General features: G+C 69.8%; 12 protein-coding genes and 1 pseudogene. 7 read left to right on the top strand and 6 right to left on the bottom strand.

The window, feature by feature from the left end:
• The first annotated feature begins 138 nt into the window (after nt 1-138).
• From ACWV17_RS22310 to ACWV17_RS22300, 3 genes are read left to right on the top strand one after another with little or no spacing between them, the layout of a single operon-like run.
• Nucleotides 139-1,608 carry an aldehyde dehydrogenase family protein gene (locus tag ACWV17_RS22310; protein ID WP_455353194.1) on the top strand — a complete coding sequence of 490 codons (1,470 nt, stop codon included), beginning with the start codon at nt 139-141 and terminating at the stop codon, nt 1,606-1,608.
• Nucleotides 1,605-3,191 carry an APC family permease gene (locus ACWV17_RS22305; RefSeq protein ID WP_455361145.1) on the top strand — a complete coding sequence of 529 codons (1,587 nt, stop codon included), beginning with the start codon at nt 1,605-1,607 and terminating at the stop codon, nt 3,189-3,191. The genes ACWV17_RS22310 and ACWV17_RS22305 overlap by 4 nt, the downstream gene beginning before the upstream one ends.
• Nucleotides 3,192-3,226: 35 nt before the next feature.
• The gene (locus ACWV17_RS22300) at nt 3,227-4,804 is read left to right on the top strand and encodes a GMC family oxidoreductase (RefSeq protein ID WP_455361144.1); all 1,578 of its coding nucleotides are present in this window, start codon (nt 3,227-3,229) and stop codon (nt 4,802-4,804) included.
• Nucleotides 4,805-4,881: 77 nt separating this feature from the next.
• On the opposite strand, the gene ACWV17_RS22295 is transcribed toward ACWV17_RS22300, so the two are convergent.
• Entirely contained in the window at nt 4,882-5,478 is a 597-nt protein-coding gene (locus tag ACWV17_RS22295) for a TetR/AcrR family transcriptional regulator (protein WP_455361143.1), read from the bottom strand.
• Nucleotides 5,479-5,528: 50 nt separating this feature from the next.
• Between ACWV17_RS22295 and ACWV17_RS22290 the strand changes: the two genes are divergently transcribed.
• Entirely contained in the window at nt 5,529-6,527 is a 999-nt protein-coding gene (locus ACWV17_RS22290; protein ID WP_455361179.1) for a GNAT family N-acetyltransferase, read from the top strand.
• A gap of 74 nt (nt 6,528-6,601) precedes the next feature.
• Here ACWV17_RS22290 and ACWV17_RS22285 read toward each other — a convergent pair whose 3' ends face one another.
• A complete protein-coding gene (locus tag ACWV17_RS22285) occupies nt 6,602-8,005 on the bottom strand; it encodes an alkaline phosphatase PhoX (RefSeq protein ID WP_455361142.1) in 1,404 nt (467 codons plus the stop codon).
• A 132-nt stretch (nt 8,006-8,137) separates the two neighbouring features.
• Entirely contained in the window at nt 8,138-10,189 is a 2,052-nt protein-coding gene (locus ACWV17_RS22280; protein WP_455361141.1) for a SpoIIE family protein phosphatase, read from the bottom strand.
• Nucleotides 10,190-10,288: 99 nt separating this feature from the next.
• On the opposite strand from ACWV17_RS22280, the gene melC1 reads away from it, so the two are divergent.
• The 3 genes and pseudogenes from melC1 to ACWV17_RS22265 all read left to right on the top strand — a co-directional run bounded on the left by melC1 (nt 10,289) and on the right by ACWV17_RS22265 (nt 12,239).
• Nucleotides 10,289-10,699, top strand: a complete 411-nt coding sequence (gene melC1 / locus ACWV17_RS22275) for an apotyrosinase chaperone MelC1 (protein ID WP_455361140.1) — start codon at nt 10,289-10,291, stop codon at nt 10,697-10,699.
• A 30-nt stretch (nt 10,700-10,729) separates the two neighbouring features.
• Nucleotides 10,730-11,122 (top strand): annotated as a pseudogene (locus ACWV17_RS22270) (tyrosinase family protein); the annotation flags it as partial.
• A 349-nt stretch (nt 11,123-11,471) separates the two neighbouring features.
• Complete coding sequence (locus ACWV17_RS22265) at nt 11,472-12,239, top strand: S1 family peptidase (protein ID WP_455353201.1); 768 nt, start codon at nt 11,472-11,474, stop codon at nt 12,237-12,239.
• Between the two features lie 44 nt (nt 12,240-12,283).
• Here ACWV17_RS22265 and ACWV17_RS22260 read toward each other — a convergent pair whose 3' ends face one another.
• The 3 genes from ACWV17_RS22260 to ACWV17_RS22250 form a co-directional block, all read right to left on the bottom strand.
• Nucleotides 12,284-12,895, bottom strand: a complete 612-nt coding sequence (locus ACWV17_RS22260; protein WP_455361139.1) for a DUF6461 domain-containing protein — start codon at nt 12,893-12,895, stop codon at nt 12,284-12,286.
• A gap of 58 nt (nt 12,896-12,953) precedes the next feature.
• Nucleotides 12,954-13,508 (bottom strand): GNAT family N-acetyltransferase, encoded by a 555-nt coding sequence (locus tag ACWV17_RS22255; RefSeq protein ID WP_455361138.1) that lies wholly within the window; start codon nt 13,506-13,508, stop codon nt 12,954-12,956.
• A gap of 99 nt (nt 13,509-13,607) precedes the next feature.
• The gene (locus ACWV17_RS22250; protein ID WP_455361137.1) at nt 13,608-14,549 is read right to left on the bottom strand and encodes an NAD-dependent epimerase/dehydratase family protein; all 942 of its coding nucleotides are present in this window, start codon (nt 14,547-14,549) and stop codon (nt 13,608-13,610) included.
• Between the last annotated feature and the right edge of the window lie 262 nt (nt 14,550-14,811).

The following is a 14,811-nucleotide window of genomic DNA, read 5'->3' as shown; positions in this document are numbered from 1 at the left end:
CGGTGCTCCGATCCGGCCACTCCCCCGTACTGCGGATGCGCCCGGTTTTCCTTAGTGTCGGTGGATGGGGTAAGCGGCCGGGTCCCGGCGTGCCGGGCCCCGGCGGTGCACCCGACTGTCGACCCCTCAGGAGTCCCCATGCCTCAGCTGTTCATCGGCGGCCAGTGGACCGCCGCCGTCGACGGGCAGGTGCGCGAGATCCGCTGCCCGGCGGACGGCACCCTGGTCGGGACCGTCGACGAGGCGGGGCCGAAGGACGCCGCCGCGGCCGTCGCCGCCGCCCGTGACGCCTTCGACCGCGGGCCCTGGCCCGGTACCCCGGCGGCCGATCGGGGCCGGCTGCTGCTGCGCGTCGGCGATCTGCTGATGCGGGACAAGGCGGCGCTCGCCCGCGCGGAGTCCCTGGACACCGGGAAGCGGCTGGTCGAGAGCGAGTACGACATCGATGACATCGCCAAGTGCTTCCGCTACTTCGGGAACCTCGCGGCGTCGGGCGGCAAGGACCGGATCGTGGACACCGGCGAGCCCGACGCGGACAGCCGGGTGGTGCACGAGCCGGTCGGGGTCTGCGCGCTGATCACCCCGTGGAACTATCCGCTGCTGCAGACGTCGTGGAAGGTCGCGCCGGCGCTGGCCGCGGGCAACACGTTCGTCCTCAAGCCCAGCGAACTGACTCCGCACACCGCCATCGGCCTGATGCGGCTGCTGGCCGAGGCGGGCCTGCCCGACGGGGTGGCCAACCTGGTGCTGGGCGCGGGCCCCACCGCGGGTGCGCCGCTCTGCGAGGACCCGCGGGTCGACATGGTGTCGTTCACCGGCGGGCTCGCCACCGGCCGGCGCATCATGGCGGCGGCCGCGCCGACGGTGAAGAAGGTCGCGCTGGAACTGGGCGGCAAGAATCCGAACATCGTCTTCGCCGACGCCGATTTCGAAGCGGCGGTCGACTACGCGCTGATGGCCGTGTTCCTGCATTCCGGCCAGGTCTGCTCGGCCGGGGCACGGCTGCTGGTCCAGGAGGAGCTGCACGACTCGTTCGTCGCGGAGGTGGTCAAGCGGGCCCGGACGATCCGGCTGGGCGGCCCGTTCGACGAGCATGCCCGTACCGGCCCGCTGATCTCCGCGACGCATCGCGACAAGGTGGAGGCGTATGTGGCGGCCGGCCTGGCCGAGGGCGCGGTACTGCGCTGCGGCGGGTCCCGTCCCGACGACCCGGCGCTGCGCGGCGGCTACTACTATCCGCCGACCGTGCTCGACGAGTGCACGCCGGCGATGTCCGTGGTGCACGACGAGTCGTTCGGCCCGGTGCTCACCGTCGAGCGGTTCCGCAGCGAGGACGAGGCCGTCGCGCTCGCCAACGACACCGTCTACGGGCTGGCCGGAGCGGTCTGGTCGCAGGACGTCGGCCGGGCGCACCGGGTGGCCTCCCGGCTGCGCGCCGGCACGGTATGGATCAACGACTTCCATCCGTACGTGCCGCAGGCCGAGTGGGGCGGCATGAAGCAGTCCGGCTTCGGCCGGGAACTGGGACCGGCCGGGCTGGCCGAGTACCAGGAGGCCAAACACATCTGGCGCAATCTCGCGCCGCGTCCGCAGCGGTGGTTCGAATGAGTACGGAATCCTCCGGCCGGGAGCCGGACCCCAGCAGCCCCGTCCGGACCCAGAGCCAGCACGACGACGATTCGCTCGCCGAGCTCGGGTACCGCCCGGAGCTCAAACGCACCCTCGGCAACTTCCACACCTTCGCCGCCGGGGTCAGTTACATCTCGATCCTGACCGGCACCTTCCAGCTCTTCTACTTCGGGGTGGCCTTCGGCGGGCCCGCCTACTGGTGGTCCTGGCCGATGGTCTTCGTGGGCCAGCTGATGGTGGCGCTGTGCTTCTGTGAGCTGGCGGCCAGCTATCCGGTGGCGGGGTCCATCTACAACTGGGCGAAGAAGATGGGCGGCCCGCACGTCGGCTGGCTCGGCGGCTGGATGATGATGACAGCCACCATGGTGACCCTGTCGGCCGTGGCGCTCGCCTACCAGATCACGCTGCCGCAGATCGACGACTGGTTCCAGTTCGTCGGTGACGGCAGCGGGCCGACCGACGCGGCGGCCAACGCCGTTCTGCTGGGTTCGGTGCTCATCCTCTTCTCGACCCTGGTCAACGCCTTCGGCGTCCAGCTCATGGCACGGATCAACTCCGCGGGCGTGTTCATCGAGCTGATCGCCGCCGTCGCGCTGATCATCTTCCTCGCGGCGCACATCACCCGCGGCCCCAGCAGCGTCCTGACCGAGACCTACGGGCTCGGCAGCGGCCAGAACCTCGGCTATCTCGGCGCGTTCCTGACCGCGTCGCTGGCCTCCGCGTACGTGATGTACGGCTTCGACACCGCGTCCTCCCTCGGCGAGGAGTCGCACGACCCGTCACGCAACGCGCCGCGTGCCATCCTGCGGGCGCTCATCGCCTCGTTCCTCATCGGCGGGTTCATCCTGCTCTTCGCCCTGATGGCCGTACCGGACCTGAAGGCCGAGGAACTGTCCACCGGCGGTCTGCAGTACGTGGTGCTGGAGACCCTCGGTTCGACCATCGGCGAGATCTTCCTGTGGGCCGTGGTCGTCGCGATCACGGTCTGTGTGCTGGCCGTGCACGCCGCCGGTATCCGGCTGATGTTCGCGATGGCGCGGGACAACAACCTGCCGGCGGGCTCGGTGCTCGCCCGGGTGAGCCCACGGTTCCAGACCCCGGTGGTGCCCGCCGTCGTGATCGGTGTGGTGGGGGTCGTCATCCTGGTGATCAACATCAATCAGCCGCAGATCTTCTCGGTGATCACCAGCATCGCGATCATCATGATCTACCTGGCGTATCTCCTGGTCACCGGGCCGATGCTGGTGCAACGGCTGCGCGGACGCTGGCAGCCCAAGGAGGGGCGGTTCTCGCTCGGCCGGCTCGGGCTGCCCGTCAACATCGTCGCCGTGCTGTGGGGCGCCGCGATGTCCATCAACCTCGCCTGGCCCCGTGCCGAGGTGTACAACGCGACCGGACCGCAGCACTGGTACCTGCGCTGGGGCGCGTTCCTGTTCATCGGCGTCGTGGCGCTCGGCGGCTTCACCTACTACTGGTTCGTCCAGCGCAAGCGTACGGGCGTACTGGACGCCCACCGCGCGGAGGTTCTCGACCCGACGCAGCCGGCACCACCCGGGTCCTGACCGCCACCCCCACCGCCCGAGTCCTGGAGAGAACGATGTCCGCAGCAAGCGTTCCGCCCGGCCCGTCACCGGAATTCGACTATGTGGTGGTCGGCGGCGGCACGGCCGGCGCCGTCGTCTCCGCGCGGCTGACCGAGGACCCGGAGGTGAGCGTCTGCCTCGTCGAGGCCGGCCCGTCGGACGTCGGCGACGACAACATCCTCAGGCTCGACCGGTGGATGGCCCTGCTGGAGTCCGGATACGACTGGGACTACCCGGTGGAGCCGCAGGAGAACGGCAACAGCTTCATGCGGCACGCCCGCGCCAAGGTGCTCGGCGGCTGCTCCTCGCACAACTCGTGCATCGCCTTCTGGGCACCGGCCGAGGATCTCGACGAGTGGGCGGCGCTGGGTTGTACCGGCTGGAGCGCGGCGGACTGCTTCCCGCTCTACCGGCGCCTGGAGAGCAACGACGCGCCCGGGGACCACCACGGGCGCTCCGGCCCGGTCACCATCCGTACCGTCCCCCCGAAGGACCCGTGCGGTACGGCGCTGCTGGCGGCCTGCGCGGAGGCGGGCATTCCCACCACGCCGTTCAACACCGGCACGACGGTGGTGCGGGGCGCGCACTGGTTCCAGATCAACGCCCGTGCGGACGGCGTCCGTTCGTCGGCGTCGGTGTCGTATCTGCACCCGGTACTGGGCCGGCGTCCGAACCTGGAGGTACGGACCGGTCTGACGGCCCGGCGGCTGCTGTTCGACGAGAGCGGCCGGCGCTGCACGGGTGTCGAGTACCTGGAGCCCGACACCATTCACACCGGCGCGGTCCGGGCCCGGCGCGAGGTTGTCGTGTGCTGCGGGGCCATCGACTCGCCGAAGCTGCTGATGCTGTCGGGCATCGGACCGGCCGGGCATCTGCGGGACGTCGGAGTGGACGTACGGGCCGACTCGCCCGGCGTCGGTGAGGCGCTCCAGGACCATCCGGAGGGCGTGATCATGTGGGAGGCGAAGCAGCCCATGGTCGCCTCCTCCACCCAGTGGTGGGAGATCGGCATCTTCACGAACACCGAACCGGGCCTGGACCGCCCGGACCTGATGTTCCACTACGGTTCGGTGCCCTTCGACCTGAACACCTACCGGCGCGGCTACCCGACCACGGACAACGCCTTCTGCCTCACGCCGAACGTCACCCGTGCCCGGTCCATGGGCACGGTCCGGCTGCGCACGCGTGACTACCGGGACAAGCCGAAGGTCGACCCGCGGTACTTCACGCACGAGCACGACATCCGCGTGATGACGTACGGGCTGCGGCTCGCCCGCGAGATCGCCGCCCAGGCCCCGATGCGCGCGTGGACCGGCGCGGAGCTCGCCCCCGGGCCCGCAGCCACGTCCGACGAGGAGCTGTTCGCGTACATCCGCGAGACCCACAACACCGTCTACCACCCGGCGGGGACGGTCCGGATGGGCCCACCGGACGACCCCGCCTCGCCGCTCGACCCGCAGCTGCGGGTGAAGGGGATCGACGGGCTGCGGGTGGCCGACGCGTCGGTGATGCCCTTCCTGCCGGCGGTGAACCCGTGCATCACCACGATGATGATCGGCGAGAAGTGCGCTGACATGATCAAGGAATCCTGAACCGGCCGCGAGCGCAACGTGGTTGCAACGTCCCGGTCCGGGAGTTCCCCCGGAACGGCGTTGGCCTGCTGCCGCCGTCAGGCTGGGCCGGCGAGCGAAGCGAGGAAGCCGTCGAGCATCGCGATCTGTACGTCCTCGGGGAACCGGCCGGGGTCGAAGAGGGCCTGGACGACGAGTCCGTGGGTGAACGCAACTGCGGTGGCGGCGAGTTGCTCCGGGTCGGCGTCTGCCGGCAGTTCGCCGAGGTCGCGAGCCGCTTCGAGGTGCGGGCGGATCGCCGAGCGCAACCGGGTGTAGCGGTCGGCCTGGTCCTTGCCGAGAGACTCGTCGGCGAGGGACAGGTCCCATGAACTGACCCAGACGCGGTTACGGGCGGTGTCGCCCGGGGTCAGAGGCAGGATGTCCAGCAGCATTGCTCTCAGGGCGGCAAGGCCCTCGGTGGGACGTTCACGCCGCGGACGTCCCGCGGTGCGCTTCTCCAGCAGGTCCAGGGCATGCGCGACCAAGGCCCGCTTGGTCGGGAAGTAGTGCATGAGCATGCCGGTCGAGACACCCATGGCGGCTGCGACGGCACGCAGCGTCAGCCCGCCGAACCCCTTCTCGGCGAGTACGCGCCACACCGCCTGGGACACGTCCTCGCGGCGGGCTTCACGGTCTCCGGGTGCGGGCGGCATACTGCCACTGTACATACCGAACGCTCGTTACGTACCTGGAAAGGATGTCCGTGTTCGCACTGCCGCTCGGCGACAACGCGCAGCTCCGCCCGCTGGAGCCCTGGCACGCCCAGGAGTTCCTCGCCCATATCGACCGCGCCCGCCCCTATGTGGACCCTTGGATACCCTGGGCGACGTTCAGCCCCGACCTTCCCTCTGCCACGGCCGTGCTCCAGCGGTATGCGGACCGGCAGGCCGAGGACACCCGCCGGATCTATGGGATCTGGCTGGAGGGCACGCTGGTCGGCGGGGTCATGTTCACGAACTTCGACGCCGCCTCGGGGGTGTGCGAGATCGGCTGCTGGCTGGAGGCGGACGGGGCGGGCCGCGGGCTGGTGACCCGGGCGTGCCGTGTGTTGATCGACTGGGCTTTCGGGGAACGCCGGATGAGCCGCGTCGAATGGTGGGTCGCGGCGGGCAACACCCGCAGCGTCGAAGCCGCGCGCCGGCTCGGGATGACCCGCGACGGGGTACTTCGGCGGCGTTCTCTCTACCGGGGCATGCGGCACGACATCGAGATCTGGTCGATCCTCTCCGAGGACACGCCGGCGGTGGGCGACGGTCAGGCGCGAGGCGTCTCCCTCGGCGTAGGGGTACCCGTGTCCGACGTGTCCGAAGTCAAGGCCGAGCTCGACCAGTTGATGCACGTCTTCCTCGGCGCGTTCACGAACACCGGCGGCGGTCGGCCGAACGTTGACGTCGTCCGCGAGGTGTTCATTCCACAAGGAACGATCACCAACGTCGGAGACGAGCCGTTGGTCTACGACGTCGACGCGTTCATCGAGCCCCGGCAGAAGATCCTCACCGATGGAACGCTGACGGAGTTCCGCGAATGGGAGGTCGCCGAGCGGACCGAGATCTTCGGTTCGATCGCGCACAGGTTCAGCGAATACCGCAAGTCCGGTTTCCTGCACGGCGAACGGTTCGAGGGCTCCGGCCGCAAGACCACCCAGTTCGTCAGGACGCCCGCCGGCTGGAGGATGAGCTCGATGGCCTGGGAGGACGTGTAGAGGACGTGTAAGGGCTCCTCAACGCACCCCGACGGCTGGGGCCCCGACGGCCGGAGCCGACGCAGTCTGCCGCACTACCTCCAGGGGCCGGTGACTGCGAACGTGGTGCCGGGCGCGTAGCAGTTGACGTACATCGTCGCGCCGTCGGGCGAGAACGTGACGCCGGCGAACTCGCCGTACTCCGGTGACTCTGCGGAGCCGCCCGCTGCGGCAGCAGCAGATGTCACCGCCTGCGCGTTGCGCGCCACCGGGTATACCTCGCCCTGCTGGGTCAGCCCGTACACGTACTGCTCGCCGCCACCGTCCTCGCAGACCATGAGGCCGCCGCCGGGTGCCAGGCAGATGTTGTCCGGGGCCTCGCCGGGCAGGTCGATGTCCGAGTCGGGCCCGAAGACCACGACCAGGGTGAGGCGGCGAGCGTCCGGCTCGTAGCGCCACACCTGGCCGGAGTGGTCTGACCCCGAGCCGTCCTTGGACCGCGCGAAGCTTGAGACGAAGTACACCGAGTCGTCACCCCAGTAGCAGCCCTCCAGCTTCTGGGCATGCGTGATGCCCTTCCGCCCGAAGTCCTGGAGCCGGATCGGCGTCCGCTTCGCCAGCGGGTCGGGAACGGGCACCCACTCGACCCCGTCGAAGCTCGCACCCGGTTCGTCGATCACGGAGAGGTCGGGGACGCCAGGGACCCGCATCGCCTCCAGAGCCCCGCCCGCGCGCAGCGAACCCGTCCCGCCCAGCGGCTTGTTGGGCAGGAATCGGTAGAACAGCCCGAACGGGTGCTTGAAGGCGTCTTCGGTCTCGTACACGATGCCGCTGTCCGGGTCGACGGCGATCGCCTCGTGCGCGAAGCGTCCCATCGCGGTGAGCGGGGCGGCTCCGGTGCGGTACGGGTCCACGGGGTCGACCTCGAAGATGAAGCCGTGATCCTTGGTGTAGCCGTTCGTGCCCGCCCGGTCCTCGGTCTCCTCGCAGGTGAGCCAGGTACCCCAAGGGGTTGGCCCGCCCGCGCAGTTGGCTGCGGTGCCGGCGATGCCGACGCGCTCACCGATCACGTTGTTCCGGCCGTCGAGCTCGATGACCGTGCAGCCGCCCTTGCCTCCCAGGTCGTAGGTGATCCCGACAACAGCCGGGACGGGGCCGCGCGCGGAGGCGTGGTTCTCGTGGTTGCGGACGAGATGGATGCGCCGGGCGCTTCCCCCCTCGCCGCCGAACGCGCCCATGCCGTCGTGATTGCCCGGGACCAGGCCCTCACCGCTCAGCAGCTCGTCTCCCTCACGGGAGAGTACGTGGTAGGAGAAGCCTTCCGGCAGATCGAGCAGCCCCTCCGGATCGGGCACCAGCGGCCCGTACCCAGACCCTTCTCCCAACTCTGGGGCGCCGGTAGCCGTACCGGCGAAGACGTCGGAAAGAGAACCGGCGAAGGCGATTCCCGCCCCGACAGCACCTGTACGTGCGAGGACCTGGCGGCGTGATACATCCATGAGGGGACACTCCACAGTGCGGACCGACAACGTCGCGCCGTGTGTATCACCGGGCGACGTCCCCCTTGAATGGCCGCTGCCGGCTTCCACCCACCTGGGTGGAACCGTCCGCCGCCTGGGTATGGAGGCTGGTCACTCCCCGCCGATCGGCTGCTCGGTCCAGATGGTCTTGCCCGTGACGCCGTACCTGCTCCCCCATCGGCTGCTGAGCTGAGCGACGAGGAACAGCCCCCGCCCGCCCTCGTCGGTCGCGCGGGCATGGCGCAGTCGCGGCTGGGAGTTGCTCGCGTCGGACACCTCGCACACCAGCACCCGGTCGCGGGTCAGACGGAGCGTGACCCCGCTGTGGGCGTGGCGGATGGCGTTGGTGACCAGCTCACTGACGATCAGTTCCGTGGAGAAGGCGAGGTCCTCCAACTCCCAGTCGGAGAGCTGGCCGGTCGCCGCCCGACGAGCTCGGGCCACGGCGGCCAGGTCGGCCGGGAAGCTCCAGGCGACCGTGTCCGTGGGCGGGACGGCGCGGAGGCGGGCAAGCAGGACGGTGACGTCATCAGGCCGCGGGGATGTGCGCGGGGCGGTGTGCACCAGGTCGCGACCGATGTCGGTGAGTGCGCGCTCCGGGCGGCAGGCGGACGACAGCTGGCGCAACAGGTCGTGCGGCTCCTGGTCCCGGCCTGTCAGGCCGTCGGTGTAGAGGGCCAGGGTGCTGCCGGGCGTCAGCTGGACTTCGGTCACCTCGAAGGGCAGTCCGCCGACTCCGAGGAGCGGGCCGGGTTCGACGTGGAGGTAGCGGGCCGTACCGTCGGGGTGCACGACGGCGGGCGGCGGGTGACCGGCACTGGCCAGCAGGGCGCGCCCGGTGATCGGATCGTGGACGGCGTACAGGCAGGACGCGCCCACGACATCGGGGTGCTCGGCCTCAGCGGCGACACGGTGGAGCAGGTCGTCCAGTCGGAGCAGGACCTCATCGGGAGGGAGGTCGAGGTCGGACAGCGTCTGCACCGCCGCCCGCAACCGCGCCATCGTCGCGGCGGCCTTCAGACCGTGTCCGATCACATCACCCACCACCAGAGCGACGCGCAGCGAGGACAGCGGGATCGCGTCGAACCAGTCTCCGCCGGCGCCGGCAGATCCTTCGGCCGCGAAGTAGGAGCCTGCCGTCTCGGCCGCGGCGGTGTCGGTGCTCGCCCGCGGAAGGAGGCTGCGCTGGAGTGTGACGGCCGTATGGTGCTCGCGGGTGAAGCGGCGCGCGTTGTCCACGGCGAGTCCGGCCCGGGTGGCGAGCTCCTGCATGAGCCACTTGTCCTCTTCGTCGAAGGGCCGCGGATCACGGGTGCGGCCCACGACCACATAGCCGACGGCCACGCCACGGGCGAACAGCGATGCCCCGAGGGACTGCCGCATGCCGGGAGGCAGGAGCAGGGCGATCAGCCGGGGATCGTGTCCGAGCAGGACGGCGGCTTCCTCGGGAGAGCGCCAGACGACGGTCTCGCCGTCGAACAGCGCGGCGAACTGCGGCAGCGCCGGGATGGGCGGCACCGCGTCACCAACCTGCACCATCCGGGGCGGACGAGGGCCGTGCGCGTGCTTGGCGGCCACGAGCCGCCTCGGCTCACGCGCGTCGTAGACGGGGAGCGGCTCGTTACCGGCGAGGACGGACTCCGTCAGTGTCACGCTGCCCATGTCCCCGAGCGCCGGCACCAGAACGTCGATCAGGTCCTGGCACGTCCTGACCACATCGAGGGAGCTGCCGATCCGGGAGGCCGCCTCGCGAAGTACCCCAAGAGCAGAGCCCCGTCCGGGCTCCTCGGGTACGGGCGGGAGGCGCGCCGGGCCCCCTGAAGCCGTCTCCGCGAGAAGGGCCAGCGCGAGCGTCCCGCTGCTCCCCGCCATGGGCCACGCCGCCACGACGACGTCTACCCGGCTCCCGTCCCTGTGTCGAAGGACGGTACGGGTTTCCCTCTGCGGCGCCCGCGCCCGCGCCCGGCCCGTGGGCCAGTCGGGCGAGGTGGGGAAGAGTGCGGAGGCGGGGAGGCCGACCACGTCGCCGGGGAGGTAGCCGAGGAGGTCCGCGGCCTCCTCCGAGCAGGCCATGATCTCTCCCGAGTCGCTGACCAGCAGTGCGGCCAGATGTGCCCAGGGCAGGGTCAAGTCCCCGGCGGCAGGGTCGGAGCCAGAGTTCATACGCACTCCCGGTGATCGGTTCCGGCTCGACACGGGCAGGCCCTTACTCCCAGTATCGCCCGGTATGTTGCCGACGGACGTTTCCGGGGGACCCACGCCGTGGACAGGACGCGTCGCCGCATCCTGACGGGCGCGCTCGTCGCAGTCGCGGGCGCCGCCGCTGTGACGCCCATAGCCCTGGCGGGGCAGTCCGCCGATCAGCCGCAGCAGGCGGACCCCGTCTCGCCCTCCGGCGGTCCTGTGCAGTTCGACGAGGTCTACAAGGGGCGCCGCATCCAGGGACGAACCGTCCCCGGCGGCTCCCCACACCAGCACGGAGAGCACCACAGCGTAGAGCCCGGACCGCAGGTCGAAGTTCTCATCGACGGCGAGGAACTGCACGTGATGCGCAACGCCGACGGCTCGTGGATCAGCGTCGTGAACCACTACGACACCTTCGACAGCCCCCGTGACGTCGCCCGGGCGGCGGTCGACGAGCTCAACAGCGCCGCGCTCGTCCCGTTCGCCTAACCATCGATCAGGAAAGAAGAAGCCTGTTTCATGCGCAAGAACCAAGCGACGCTCACCGCCACCGAGAAGAGGAACTTCATCGGCGCCCTGCTCGAACTCAAGCGCCGTGGCCGGTACGACAGGTTCGTCAGCACCCACCGCGACTTCGTCACGAGCGACACCGACTTCGGTCCGCGCGTCGCCCACCGGGGGCCCTCGTTCCTGCCCTGGCACCGCCAGTTCCTCCTGGACTTCGAGCAGGAACTGCAGGCCATCGACGACTCCGTCGAACTCCCCTACTGGGACTGGACGGTGGACCGGACCCTCGACGCGAGCATCTGGCGGCCCGACTTCCTTGGCAGCGACTCCACCCCGAGTCGCCCTATCCGCCCGAGCAGCCGACGGAGAACGTCGTCAGCCTCCACGAGCCGATGCGGGCCCTGGGACGACGTGACACCGGCTCAGCTGCTGGACCACAGGCCCCTCTACGCGTATGACACCGACGAGCCCGACGAGTCCGACGGCCAGTAGTCGGTCATAGTCGATCGCATTCCGGAACAGGGTCGTGGTGGCGGCCGACCGAGCCGTGCGGGGGAACGGCGCTGACTCCTGGCCGTCGAGGTCGATGCCGAGTCCGCTCGGGCCGGGTAATCCTTCCGCCGGTTGGGGGGTTTGGCGGTCCGACAGGCCACCGTGGCCCACCACCTATTGCTCGATGACATGTCGGGTTCAAGAATCCGGGGCTGTCACATCCCCCCACCGTCCGGACCGAGTTCCGGAACTGGAGTGCCCCGTGAATAAGTCATCCCTGCTCAAAGCCCTGGGTGCGACCACAGTCGCGACCGTACTCACCCTCGCCGGCTCGACGGCGGCGTCCGCCGGCAGCTCCCCCGACCCGGTCTCGCCGTACATCGTGGGCGGCGGCCAGGCGTCCGAGGACTACGCGTTCATGGCCTCGCTGCACGCGAACGGCGGGTTCCAATGCGGCGCCTCGCTGGTCTCGCCCGACGTGGCCGTGACCGCCGCCCACTGCGTCGAGGACGGCGCCGAGTACACGGTGCGGGTCGGGTCCGCGGACCGGTCGTCCGGCGGTGAGACCAGTGCCGTCGACGAGGTCCTCACCCACCCCCAGTACGACTTCGCAGTCCTCCGACTGGCCGAGCCGGTGCAGGCCCAGCCGATCGCCATCGCCGGCGAGGCACCCGTGGGCACGCCCACCCGCCTCCTCGGCTGGGGCCAGGTCACACCGGAGAGGGGCGCCGACGAGGGCTCGGAGTCGCTCAAGGAGCTCGACACCACGCTCGTGGACTCCGGGTGCACCGGCATCAGCCCCGAGGGCGAACTGTGCGTGGACAGCCCGCTCGACGAGAACGGTGACCCGCAGGGCGCGTGCTACGGCGACTCCGGAGGCCCCGCCATCGTCCGGGCCGGGGACGAGTGGCAGCTGATCGGCGCCACGAGCCGCAGCGGGAACGACAGCCTGACCTGCGCCGAGGCACCGTCGATATACACCGACGTCACCGCCCTCAGGGACTTCGTCGAGTCCGCCCTGAACGACTGAACCGGGCCGCCCACCGGGCGGTGTGGCCAGCACGACGATCGGAGCTACTCGTGGTGCACGGGCGAGAGACCGCACACGAACTCTGCGGAGGCGAAGAGTTCCGGCGTCAGGCGTATGCCCGTGATCCGGTGGGCCAGAGCGAAGGCGGCTTCGGTGTGTCCGTCGTAGTCCCGGTCGTCGGCATCGTTGAGGTCAAAGCCTGATTCCCGCATCTCGGTGAGCAGTTCGTCCGGGTGGCTGCCGTCGCGGTAGTAGGCGAAGAGCGGTTCGAAGTGCAGGCGTGTGGTGCCGTCCTGGTACCAGCAGAAGTGGTCCACCGCATTGACGTTGCGGAAGTGTGAGACCACCGTGCGTCCGCGCGAAACAGGGAGCATGGCCTCGTCCCTGACACCCAAGTAGCCGTTGTACTCGACCATCAGCGACCAGCCACCGACGGAAGCGGCTCCCACGAACATCTGCTCATGGCCGCACACGTCGTACGACGGCTCGCGCAGCCCCGTCACGCCGGTGATCCGCACCCCCGGTTCGGCTCCGAGGGCCCGGAGCAGTTCCTCGGGGGCGAGCCCTTGGACGAGCGTGATGCAGTACGCCTCCATCAGATCCTCGTACTGCTCATTGAGCCATGCATAGTCGGCGGCGGTGGTTGTGTCAGGCATAGGGGCAGCATGGCAGCCGCCACTGACAGGCCGCCCCTCGGCGACAACCTTGACGGCGTCAGGGGCTTGGCGAGGGGCGGGTCCGCAGGCGCCAGATCACGTCAACGCCCGTCTCACCCGGGGCCGCAGGCCCTTCCGGCACCTGCACGCGCTCAATCTCGGTGAAACCCAAGCGCCGGGCGACGGCTCCGCTGGCGGGGTTGGCCTCGTCGTGATGGATCTCGATGCGATCGATGCCAGGCATCCGGCGTCCCGCATGTGCCAGGGCAGCAGCAGCCATGGTGGCCAACCCCTTCCCCGTCCACGCGTGGTGGAGCCAGTAGCCGATATCCAGCCCGCCCGGACCGATCCGGCGCATCAGGCTGCAGCTGCCGATCACCACACCGCCCGAGGTGATCGCGTAGTGGTACGCCTCGCCCGAGGCCCACTCCTCCTCGCACAGAGTCAGAAACTCTTCGCCCTGTTTCCAGTCGTGGCTGGCCGCAAAGGGCATCCAGGGGAGCAGGTGATCACGCGACTCGGTGATCAACCGGTGCAGGATCTCGATGTCTTGCACACGCCAACGGCGCAGCTCGACCTGGTCCGAGCGGAGGATTTCAGCGGGCTGCTCCATGGCCAAGATCCTGACGGAGCCAGGTCAAATCGACAACGTAATTGCCGGAGTTCCGAGAGCCCGCGTGACCACCGAACGTCCCCCGCCTCGCTCACGCTGTCAGCCGAGGCTCTCCCGGAAGCCCTGCCGCCACGACGGATAGCGCAGCTCCCAGCCGAGTTCCCGCTTCGCCTTGGCGTTGGAGAAGCCCCGTCCCTCGGTCATCATCGTCACCGCCACTTCCCCGGCGAGCAGCCGGGCCAGCCACTTGGGGACCCGGATCGGTGGCTTCGCCCCCGCGCACGCTGCCAGATAAGGCAGCCACTCGCGGGCCGGGGCCGGTTCGTCATCGACGATGTTGAACACACCCCTCGCATGCTGCTCCACGGCCAGGACGGTGGCGCTTGCCGCGTCATCGAGATGCACCCACGAGCTGTAGCCGGTGCTGCCCCCGACGAGCGGGAACTGCCGCTTGCGCACGAGCTCGACCTGGTCGTCGATGGCGCCCGGCCCGTAGAACCCGCCGTATCGCAGGGCCGCACCACCAGCCTTGACGACCACGTCCTCAACATGGCGGATCGCCTCCATCCCCGGGCGGGCCGTCGTCCCCGTCATCGGGTCCAGCGGGTCTTCCTCGGTCTTCACCCATCCGCCCTCGCGGATGCCGTTCCAGGAGGCGTAGCTCTGCGCGACGACGTTGGACACGCCGGTCGCCTCGGCGGCGGCCAGCAGGTGGTCCGTCCCCTCGGTGCGCAGCCGGTTGGTGGTGGCGAACCAGCGGTCCATGTGCTTCATATCGGGCTTGCCGGCGTGCGCCGGGGAAATCGCGGTCATCTGGTGCACGATCGCGTCCGGCCGGGCCTCTGCCACCGCCTTACGGACGGACACCGCATCCAGGCCGTCCATCACGACAGCATCCGCGCCGAGCTGTTCCAGCAAGCCCGACTTGACCGCGCTCGTCGTCGTAGCCGTCACCTGGTGGCCCCTGGCCACGAGCTGCGGCACCAGTCGCCGCCCCAGGACCCCGGTCCCGCCTGCCACAAACACCCTCACAACGATCACCTTCCGGATTCCAGAACTGACTCTCACCCCAGAGACGAGACAGCCCCGGACGTCTGTGACATGGGGAGGGAAGATAGTTGGGAGACCGGAACGTGAGTTGTGGAACGCCTGCCCCCAGGGGCGTCGAGTGGACCTACGAACGGACAGGCCCTGAGGCGGTCGGCCCTCGAAGGGGGCTCTCTCACCCTCGTCAACGCCCGGGTGGCCGGGGAGCTGATCCTGACCGACGCCAGGGTCTCGGGCCCCGGAGAGTGGGCGGTGC

Source organism: Streptomyces mabaensis (assembly GCF_053763515.1).
Note: the sequence above shows the minus strand (reverse complement) of the source record. Positions and strands in the feature narration are given on the sequence as shown.